This is a genomic window from Rhizobacter sp. (assembly GCA_021153565.1).
Classification (GTDB): Bacteria; Pseudomonadota; Gammaproteobacteria; order Burkholderiales; family Burkholderiaceae_C; genus Albitalea.
In genome coordinates this window covers 1-9,585 of the sequence record JAJKJU010000087.1, presented here as the reverse complement: position 1 = coordinate 9,585, position 9,585 = coordinate 1, and the positions used below count along the sequence as shown (strand labels likewise).

The window sequence follows — 9,585 nt, the reverse complement described above, 5'->3', positions numbered from 1 at the left end:
CCCCAGCCCTCTCCCCGAAGGGGCGAGGGAGCAATACAGGCCAGCTCGCTGTGGCCCGCTTCGAAGTAATGCATTGCGGCTCCCTCTCCCCCGGCGGGGGGTCTCCCAGAGGGAGAGGGAGTAATGCGCAGCCCTCTCGCGGGAGACGGAGTAATGCAGTGACTCCGCTATGCACGTTCATATCTCACTGCTCCCTTCACATACACCGTCACCAGATTCCTGTCATCCGACAGCGTGAGCCATGCGAACACTCTCTCGTGCAAGGCTTGCGCCAGCTCATGCCGGCGTTGCGCGACGGGGCCCAATGCCCAGTCCCACACGCACACGTCCGCCGTGCATCCGGTGCTCAGCGATCCGATCTCGTCGCCCAGACCCAAGGCCGCGGCAGCCCCGAGTGTCGCGCCATGCAAAGCCCTCCATGCTGTCAGTCGTTCCCCTTGCAAGGCTTGGACCTTGTACGCGTCCAATAGCGTGCGCTGCATCGACAGACTGGTGCCCCCGCCCACATCAGTCGACACGCTCACCGCAACGCCCGCATCTTCCGCAGCCCGCCAGTTGAAGAGGCCGCTGCCGAGGAACAGGTTGGACGAGGGGCTGTGCGAGATCTGTGCGCAGTTGTCGCGCAGCGAGGCGCGGTCGGCTTCGTCGAGCCAGATGCCATGGGCGAAAACGCCACGGGCGTTGAGCAAGCCAGCGCGCTCGTAGACGTCGAGGTAGCTGCGCGCCTCGGGGAAGAGTTCATGCACCCATTTCACCTCGGCACGGTTCTCGGCCAAATGGGTCTGCATGTAGGCAGCAGAGTAGGCAGTGCAAAGTTGCCCGGCCATGGCAAGTTGGCTGGGCGTGCTCGTCGGCGCGAATCGCACGGTCACCGCATACGCAAGCCGATCGACGCCGTGCCAGCGGTCGATGAGGTCCACGCAGTCCTTCGCGCCGAAGTCAGGCGCTTCATCGCGCAGCCCTTCGGGCGCGTGGCGGTCCATCAGCACCTTGCCGGTGATGAGCCGCATGCCGCGCTCGTGCGCAGCAGCGAAGAGCGAGTCGGCGCTGACCTTGTGAACAGTCGGAAAGACCACCGCGCTCGTCGTCCCATGACACAGCAATGCATCGAGAAACCTCGCCGCGCCCGCCTCGGCCTCGACAAGATCTCCATAGCGGCGTTCCGCAGGAAAGGTGTAGGTGTTGAGCCAGTCAAGCAACTCGCTACCGTGGCTTGCGATCACGTCAAGCTGCGGGCTATGCACATGGGTGTCGATGAAACCCGGCATGACAAGCTGCCCTCGGTGGTCGCGCCGCACCCAGCTCGAATCGGGTGCCTGATCGCCGGGCTGGGCACCGACGATGCGGCCGCCTTCGATCAGCAGCCAGTGGTCTTCCCGAAAGCGCACTGCTGGCGATTCGACGACGCCCCATTCAGGCTTGGACGTGAAGTCGAGCAGGTCGCCGCGCAAGGCAATGCGCTGCGGCGAGGCGGCAGCCTCGAGGGCCACGGCTTGGTCGGCCAGGGTGTCAGTGAGGGTGTCGGTCAGGACCGCAGGCAAGTCGACTTCGAGATTCATTCCCACCTCGTTGGCGTCGGATGTTTAATATGCATCGAAACGGGTTCACAGGCTGAGAGGCTGAGCGTGTCCGAGCAGCACGTCAACAGCGCCTGAGCTACGCACAGCGCAGCCACGTGGGCGAGCATTTGCAACGACGAGCAAGGGTCTTTGCATCGAAATACTCTCAACCTCCCAGGACTTGTGCCGCAAGCTTCCCTCATGTCGTCTTCGCAAGCCATTCGCATCTATCACCGCGGCCGCATCGCGGATGTCAACGACGTTTCCCCGACACGCACAGTGCTCGATTGGCTTCGGGAAGACGCCCACTGCCCCGGGACCAAGGAAGGCTGCAACGAAGGCGATTGTGGTGCATGCACCGTCGTGATCGGCACCTCGCGCCAGCATGGCACCGGACCGCTGGATTTGCAGACCGTCAACGCCTGCATGCAGTTCGTGCCCACGCTGCACGGGAAGGCCCTGTTCACCGTCGAAGACTTGAAGTATTTGGCTGGCGGCGGGCTCCATCCCGTGCAACAGGCGATGGTCGAGTGCCATGGATCGCAGTGCGGTTTCTGCACCCCAGGCTTCGTGATGTCCCTGTGGGCGGCTTACGAACGGCACATGGGAGCGGGGACTCGGCCGGATCGTAGGCAGTTGGCAGATGAACTGGCCGGGAATTTGTGCCGCTGCACGGGGTACCGACCGATTCTGGATGCTGGCGCACGGATGTTCGAATTGCCTGCCGTGCGGCTGGATGCCCAGGCCGTGGCCCAAGCGCTGCGTGCCATAGACCGTTCTCCACGTTCGCACGGGGCGAATTTTCACGTGCCGATCACCGTGGACGAACTCGCCGCGATGTGCGAAAGCATGCCGAAGGCACGCCTGCTCGCCGGCAGCACCGACATCGGCGTCTGGGTCAACAAGCAGTTCCGCGAGTTGGGCGATGTGATCTACCTGGGTGACGTCGCGGCGCTCCAGCGCATCGAAGAGCGCGACGGCGAACTTCACATCGGGGCGGGTGCATCGTTGGAAGCCGCGTGGGACTCGCTGGCGTCGCGCATGCCGGTACTTGCCGAGATGTGGATTCGATTCGCGTCGCCGCCGATCCGTCACGCAGGCACCATGGGCGGCAACGTCGCCAACGGCTCGCCGATCGGCGATGCGCCGCCGGCACTGATGGCGCTCGATGCGCAGCTCGAGTTGCGCAAGGGCTCGCGCGTTCGCCGCATGCCTCTCGATGCGTTCTACGTCGATTACATGAAGAATCGGCTGGACCCGGGCGAGTTCCTTCAGACCATCGTCGTGCCGCTGGCGGCAATGAAACGGCAGATGCGCGCCTACAAGATCAGCAAGCGATTCGACAGCGACATCTCGGCCGTGTGTGCGGCGCTTGCGGTCGAAGTGAATGCGGGCGTGGTACGTGAGGCACGTCTGGCCTTCGGCGGGATGGCTGCAGTGGTCAAGCGTGCGGCGGCGGCCGAGGCCGCACTCGTGGGCAAGCCGTGGTCGCAAGACACCGTTGATGCTGCCATGACCGCACTGGAAACGGACTTCACGCCTTTGACGGACATGCGGGCCAGTGCCGGGTACCGGATGCGGGTCGCACGCAATCTACTGCAGCGGTTTTGGCTGGAGACGCAGGCAGTTTCTGCGGAACAGCCCCCCAGCGAAGAGAGATCACCGGCGCCGCAACTTGCCTTGATGAGCGTCAAGGAATCTGGCGGAGAGGTCGGTGTCACGAGACCTCATGAATCCGCTCACCTGCACGTCACGGGCGAGGCGCGATATGTGGACGATCTCCCTGAACTCGCAGGCACCTTGCATTGCGCGCTCGGCTTGTCGCCGATGGCGAGCGGCCGCATCAGCCGCATGGCGCTCGAGCGCATTCGTGCCATGCCTGGCGTGGTGGATGTGATCGCGGCACAAGACATCCCGGGCGAAAACGACTGCGGCCCGATCGTGCACGACGATCCCATCCTGGCCGACGGCGAATTGCGCTACCTCGGACAGCCGGTCTTCGCAGTCATTGCACAAACACGAGATGCGGCGCGGCGCGCTGCGGCGAAGGCAAGCGAGGTGCTGAGCATCGAACCCACCACACCCGTGCTCAGCCCGCGCGAGGCCCACGCGAAAGGCCGCTACGTTCTGCCACCGATGCACTTGTCTCGCAGTTCAAGCGCCAAAGGTGCACAGGCAGCCATCGCATCCGCGCCGCATCGACTGAAAGGCACCCTGTCCGTGGCCGGGCAGGAACAGTTCTACCTCGAGGGCCAGATCAGCTACGCCGTACCGCAGGAAGACGGCGGCATGGTGGTTCATTGCTCGACGCAGCATCCGAGCGAGATGCAGCACCTCGTTGCCCGCGCCATCGGGGGACGTTCGCATCATGTGCGCGTTGAATGCCGCCGCATGGGCGGTGGCTTCGGCGGCAAGGAATCGCAGTCGGCACTTTTCGCCTGCGTGGCGGCCGTCGCGGCACGGCGAACAATGCGGCCCGTGAAGCTGCGCGCCGATCGCGACGACGACTTTCTCATCACCGGGCGACGGCATTGCTTCGAATACGACTACGAAGCCGGCTACGACGACGAGGGCCGCCTGCTCGGCTGCGAAGTGACGCTGATCTCGCGCGCGGGGCACTCGGCCGATCTGTCGGGTCCTGTGATGACCCGCGCGCTGTGCCACGTCGACAACGCCTACTGGCTGCCTGAGGTGGCCATGCACGGATATTCGGCCAGGACCGACACGCAAAGCAACACCGCCTTCCGCGGCTTCGGCGGGCCGCAGGGCGCGATCGTCACCGAGGCCATGCTCGACAGCATTGCTCGGGCGATCGGGCGCGATCCGCTCGACGTGCGGCGCATCAATTTCTACGGCATCTCCGACAACAACGTGACACCGTACGGACAGAAGATCGAGGACAACGTCATCCACGAGATCGTGGCAGAACTGGAGCGAACGAGCGACTACCGATCACGACGCAAGCAGATCACCGCGTTCAACGCCAGCAGCCAGACGCGCAAACGCGGCATCGCGCTCACGCCGGTCAAGTTCGGCATCAGCTTCAATCTGAAGCACCTCAACCAGGCAGGCGCGCTGGTGCACGTCTACACCGACGGCTCCATCCTCGTGAACCACGGTGGCACGGAGATGGGCCAGGGCCTGCACACCAAGGTGGCGCAGGTGGTGGCGCATGAACTGGGTGTGAACCTGGAGCGGGTTCGCGTGACGGCCACCGACACGCACAAGGTCGTCAACACCTCGGCCACTGCCGCGTCTTCGGGCAGTGACTTGAACGGCAAGGCCGCGCAAGACGCGGCACGGCAGATACGCGAGCGTCTGGTGGAGGTGGCGGCAAGGCAGCTTGATTGCGATGCGAGTGCGGTCAGTTTCGCCAACAACGCAGTGCATGCGGGCGAACACAGCATGCCGTTTGAAACCCTCGTTCACCACGCCTACGAGTCACGCGTGCAACTCTGGTCCGACGGCTTCTACGCCACGCCCGGACTGCACTGGGACCGCGACAAGCTGCAAGGCCGTCCGTTCTACTACTTCGCGTACGGTGCGGCGGTCAGCGAGGCGGAGGTGGAAGTCCTGACCGGTGAGAGCAAAGTGCTGCGTGCCGACATCCTTCACGACGTCGGGCGATCGTTGAATCCTGCAGTTGACATCGGCCAGATCGAAGGCGCTTTCATTCAAGGCATGGGCTGGCTCACGATGGAAGAGCTGGTGTGGCATCCGCAAACAGGCATGCTGTCGACGCACGCCCCCAGCACCTACAAGATCCCGACGGCCAACGATTGCCCGCCCGTGTTCAACGTCCGGCTGTTCGACAACGCCAACGTCGAGGACAGCATTCACCGCAGCAAGGCAGTCGGCGAGCCGCCCCTTCTGCTGGCCTTCTCGGCCTTCTTCGCGATTCGAGATGCGGTGTCTGCTGTGGGCGGGCATCGCGTCGATCCGCCGATGCGGGCACCGGCGACGGCGGAAGCGGTGCTCGATGCGATTGATGCGGTTCGGGCTGCGAGAACGTAGCTTGAATTCGGATGCAGCTTGCTGGGCATCACTATCCGGGGCAACCCACCGGGTCATTACCAATCCATGACCACGAACGGTAGCGTGCACATTCCCACTCAGAGGCTCACTCAGAGGCTGAGAGTTTTTCGAGCTTGCCCGAGCAGCACGTCAAAAGGCGCCTGATCTAGGCGCAAAGCGCAGCCATAGCCTGGCTATAGCGAGCATTTGCAACGACGCGCAGGGACCTCTTGGCGTGATGAGCGGGCATGATCGAAATACTCTCAGCCTCTCAGAGACGATAGTGGCATCGGTCATGCCATTGCCAAGATCGCGTGTACTGGTCGCCGGGACTCATTGCACGACAGAGCCATCGCGTAGGTGGACATGACTTCGCGTTGAATGACAAAAATGTGCCGCCTGGCATAAAACTCTGAACATCAATCCACTGCGCAACACAGGCACATCATGAATCGACCGTCACGCATCACAGGCGCATCCAGGCCACGTGGGATCAGCCCCGAAACGAATGACTCCGACCCGCATAGCGTCGAGCCAAGGCGTGTGCGGCCTCTTGCGAGTAGGGCATTCTCAGCACTGGCGTCGCTGTTACCGCGGCGGCGCACCACACCCGGCGACAGGGAGGCTGAATCATCGTCACGACCCTCACGCCGTGCCGTACCCATGCCACACGTGCCGGCCTCACCGGCAATCAGTGGAGCCAACTCCGCAATGGCGTCGCCGTCGCGGCGCCGCATACCCGGCGACAGGCGGGCTGAATCATCGTCACGACCCCCCTCACGCCGTGACTTACCCATGCAACCCGTGGCGGCCTCACCGGCAAGCGGGCAAGGGCAAGGGCACCCACGCCTCCTTCTCAATCCGACCACGCTCCAGGTCCGCGATCTCCGTGCACCGGACGCACCGCGCACGGCCGAAGCCCGCTCGTTCCTGAACGTCAGCGCACCGGCGGGTGGAGCCAACAACACAGAGGCGCCTGCAACATCCCAACCGATTCGCCCATCGCTCGTATCTGCCTTATCGCCAGGGCTATCGCAATATGAGGCCTCACGCCGTGCCAGACCCAACGTGCCGGCCTCAGCGGCAATAGTCAACCCCGAAAGGGCGTTGCTGTCGGGGCTCGACATCCCCATGGCCAACTGGACCGAAGGCTCACAGTCCCTCGCCAGCAACACCTCGATCTCCGCGCAGTATTTCGGGCACCTAGACACGTGGAATAGCCACGGACACCGTTCGGCTTTCCAGGGTTTCCGCGGTGCCGAGCTCGGGTGGAATAGCCTACCCAGCGAAATGGAGGCTGCACTCGTGCCGATGGGCGCCGCAATGCTCCAGGCCAGCGGGCTTACTGAGCCGCAACAGCAGGCTCCAAGTTCCCGTGAATTGGAACGCGCTGATCTCTTCCGTCAGCGCGACCCTTTGGGCACCGAAATCCAAGCCTGGGTCAACCTGACCGGCAATCGAATCCACTCCGTGCATGCCTTCGATCACGAGGAAAATGCGCAGTCATTTGCGCGCCTGCTCTCGCGCCTGCGCGAAGGCGGTGCGCAAGGCACGTCAATGTCAGAGGAAGACACGGCGGCGAAGGTGTCGTTGGTAATACAGGCGATCGCGAGTGATCCCGACTTGCGATCCCAGGTGTTCGGACTCGCGGAAACCGCGCTAGGCAGTTGCAGCGATAAATTGGACGAAGGTTTCTCCGACATATGCTTGTCCGTGGAGAACCGTCGGATGGAGAAGGCAGTGGGGAGTGGCGAAGTGAACGCGAAGCAGCTCGACGATTGGGCACGATCGCTGTTCCGGTTGTCGCTCCTCGAAGGCGCAGTGCGCAGCTTCATCCACGCGCAACTCCAAAGTTCCGACGTCCCGCCGCCGGTGAAAAAGCGGCTCCGCGATGAACCACTGGAAATCATGGTTCATGCCCAGGTCGCCCTACGCGAGCAGCTTGGTCTGCCGGAGAGCACACCATCCGCGATGAGATGGGTCAGGTGCAGCGTGTTGACGGAAGAACAGCTGAGCATGCTTGAACAGGAGGTAAAAGACCAAGCAAAAAACAGTCAAGCGCACGGTAAGTTCCTGCTGAGCCACGAGACATGGCGTGCCGGCATGAAGGCGCTACACGCACAGGAATTCAAGGACTTGAAGAAACAACAGGATGACGATCCCTTCCACGAGATTGATCCGCCCAAAGATGAGGATGTGGAAGGCCAGGCGGACTATGCCGCGCAGGCGCTGAAGGTCTACGCCAGGTTTGCCGATGAAGAAAATGCGCTGCTGCTGCGTCTGGCGGCCAAAGGCCTATTAGGCCGGTTGGACCTAAGTTCGGTGCATTGGAGCGCTCACAGGCCATGAAGAAAAGCCGTTGCACGTTCCAATGATCTGGCAATGATTTGAGTAGTACGTCGGAACTCTCCCGTATAGCTTTCGCGTCAATCCGCGAATCATGAATCAACGGGCAGCCTATGTCGTCAGAAAACCAAACAAGCCGGGCATACATGCCAGGGCTATCGCACGTAAGTTCGGTGCATTGGAGCGCTCACAGGCCATGAGGAAAAGCCGTTGCACAGGAGGCTTTTGACGTGATGAGCGGGCATGATCGAAAAACTCTCAGCCTCTGAGCCGGAAACATCGATTCGATCGCCTGCGCAAGCGAGGGCTGGCTGTGGGTCATGCCATCCATGCTTCTGGCCTTTCGAGCACTACTCATGGTTCCGGCCATCTCCGGTCATCCGCGTTGCCACAATGGCGCTGCGCCAAGGCCAAGAGCTGGTTTCAAAGCCACTGCAGATGCCCGGCGCCATCAGCCCGACGGGCGAGGAAGCTGGCGCGACAACATCTTCGTCGAGCCGACCAAGGGGCTCGTTTTGTCGTAGAGCGCTTCGCGGCGTCGCATACACCGGGTGCACCCGCACCATACGATTGCTGATTCATCTTCACCGAGGACAGGCGCATGAGAGGCATTGACAGGCCCGGCAAGCGAAAGGCCGACGCGATTTGGATGTCGCTCTCTCCTTTCGTCAAATAGAGCCTTTGCAGTGCTGTCACCTTCGCTTAGTTCGAGCGCAAGCGTACTCCGCATTGAGCCAAGCCGGGTTGCTTGAGATCTGTCGTTTGTGATCGTCCAGAACTTTGCGTGCAAGCGACGTGTATTTTCCGAACGAGGTACCGGACGTGAACTTTTGAAATGCTCATTCATCTGGCTCGGTTGGCCAACAAAACATTTGGGTGGTCGGCGGTCCAAGCGGAGTCACGTTCGGATCTATCCCTGACAGGTAGAAGACCTGCTCCTTGAACCACGTATGAAACTCCTCGGATGCGGCCCTGTAGCGTGGGGCAGCCTCTTCCTGGTCTGCCAACAGGGTGACAACAATGAGAATGTTGCCGTGTTGAGTTTCTTGCAGGTAAGCCGATTCGTGCGAGACACCGTACTCCCTGTAGAACCTGCTGGCTTCCGCCCGCTTTGCGTTAGAAAGCGCCGAAAGAAACTGCTGAAGTTCGACCACTGGACGAATCAGCGGGAATGCGCGTACAAGGTAAGGCATGAGATTGCTCCTCTCTTGACCTGAGGTTCAAGCGCTTCTGCGGCGTCCAGCATGGTATGGGGAAACCGGCGCCATGTACACGACTCGATACCGGGGTGGCATCTTCTGCCACCGATCGTTTGACATGAGCGGTAGCAACGGACGATATAGCCGGCAGTCGTCAGACGACGAGCAAAGCTCGAAGGTCGTTGACATTGGTAAAGGTCGGCCCGGTGGCGACAAGATCGCCCAACGCTTCGAAGAAGCTGTATGCATCATTGCGCTCGAGGAATTCTTGCGGCTTCAGAGGCTGAGAGTTTTTCGAGCGTGCCCGAGCAGCGCGTCAAAAGGCACTTGATCTAGGCGCAAAGCGCAGCCATAGCCCGGGCTATGGCGGAATGGCACTTACTTTGGCCTTCCAGCCCTGGGAAACGCGCGCAAATGGTTGAAGGCAAAGGGAGGAGGCTGACCAAGGATCGATAGGATGGTTGTTT

The 9,585-nt window shown here is 61.8% G+C and carries 4 protein-coding genes and 2 pseudogenes; 3 read left to right on the top strand and 3 right to left on the bottom strand.

Annotation, left to right across the window (positions count from 1 at the left end; genetic code table 11):
* Nucleotides 1-167 precede the first annotated feature (167 nt).
* Nucleotides 168-1,559 (bottom strand): guanine deaminase, encoded by a 1,392-nt coding sequence (guaD, locus tag AC30NL_RS05530; protein ID WP_489463010.1) that lies wholly within the window; start codon nt 1,557-1,559, stop codon nt 168-170.
* Between the two features lie 201 nt (nt 1,560-1,760).
* On the opposite strand from guaD, the pseudogene xdhA reads away from it, so the two are divergent.
* From xdhA to AC30NL_RS05515, 3 genes and pseudogenes are all read left to right on the top strand, one after another.
* Nucleotides 1,761-3,167, top strand: a pseudogene (gene xdhA / locus AC30NL_RS05525) (xanthine dehydrogenase small subunit); the annotation flags it as partial.
* A gap of 75 nt (nt 3,168-3,242) precedes the next feature.
* Complete coding sequence (xdhB, locus tag AC30NL_RS05520) at nt 3,243-5,573, top strand: xanthine dehydrogenase molybdopterin binding subunit (protein WP_489463011.1); 2,331 nt, start codon at nt 3,243-3,245, stop codon at nt 5,571-5,573.
* A gap of 1,131 nt (nt 5,574-6,704) precedes the next feature.
* Entirely contained in the window at nt 6,705-7,922 is a 1,218-nt protein-coding gene (locus AC30NL_RS05515) for an NEL-type E3 ubiquitin ligase domain-containing protein (protein WP_489463009.1), read from the top strand.
* A gap of 836 nt (nt 7,923-8,758) precedes the next feature.
* Here the strand turns inward: AC30NL_RS05515 and AC30NL_RS05510 are convergent.
* A complete protein-coding gene (locus AC30NL_RS05510) occupies nt 8,759-9,112 on the bottom strand; it encodes a hypothetical protein (RefSeq protein WP_489463008.1) in 354 nt (117 codons plus the stop codon).
* Nucleotides 9,113-9,272: 160 nt separating this feature from the next.
* Nucleotides 9,273-9,434 (bottom strand): annotated as a pseudogene (locus tag AC30NL_RS05505) (MOFRL family protein); the annotation flags it as partial.
* Between the last annotated feature and the right edge of the window lie 151 nt (nt 9,435-9,585).

What these genes read in the sequence shown, in the direction of transcription:
- guaD (WP_489463010.1), bottom strand. Translation starts at nt 1,559, where the DNA reads ATGAATCTCGAAGTCGACTTGCCTGCGGTCCTGACCGACACCCTCACT.
- xdhB (WP_489463011.1), top strand. Translation starts at nt 3,243, where the DNA reads ATGAGCGTCAAGGAATCTGGCGGAGAGGTCGGTGTCACGAGACCTCAT.
- AC30NL_RS05515 (WP_489463009.1), top strand. Translation starts at nt 6,705, where the DNA reads ATGGCCAACTGGACCGAAGGCTCACAGTCCCTCGCCAGCAACACCTCG.
- AC30NL_RS05510 (WP_489463008.1), bottom strand. Translation starts at nt 9,112, where the DNA reads ATGCCTTACCTTGTACGCGCATTCCCGCTGATTCGTCCAGTGGTCGAA.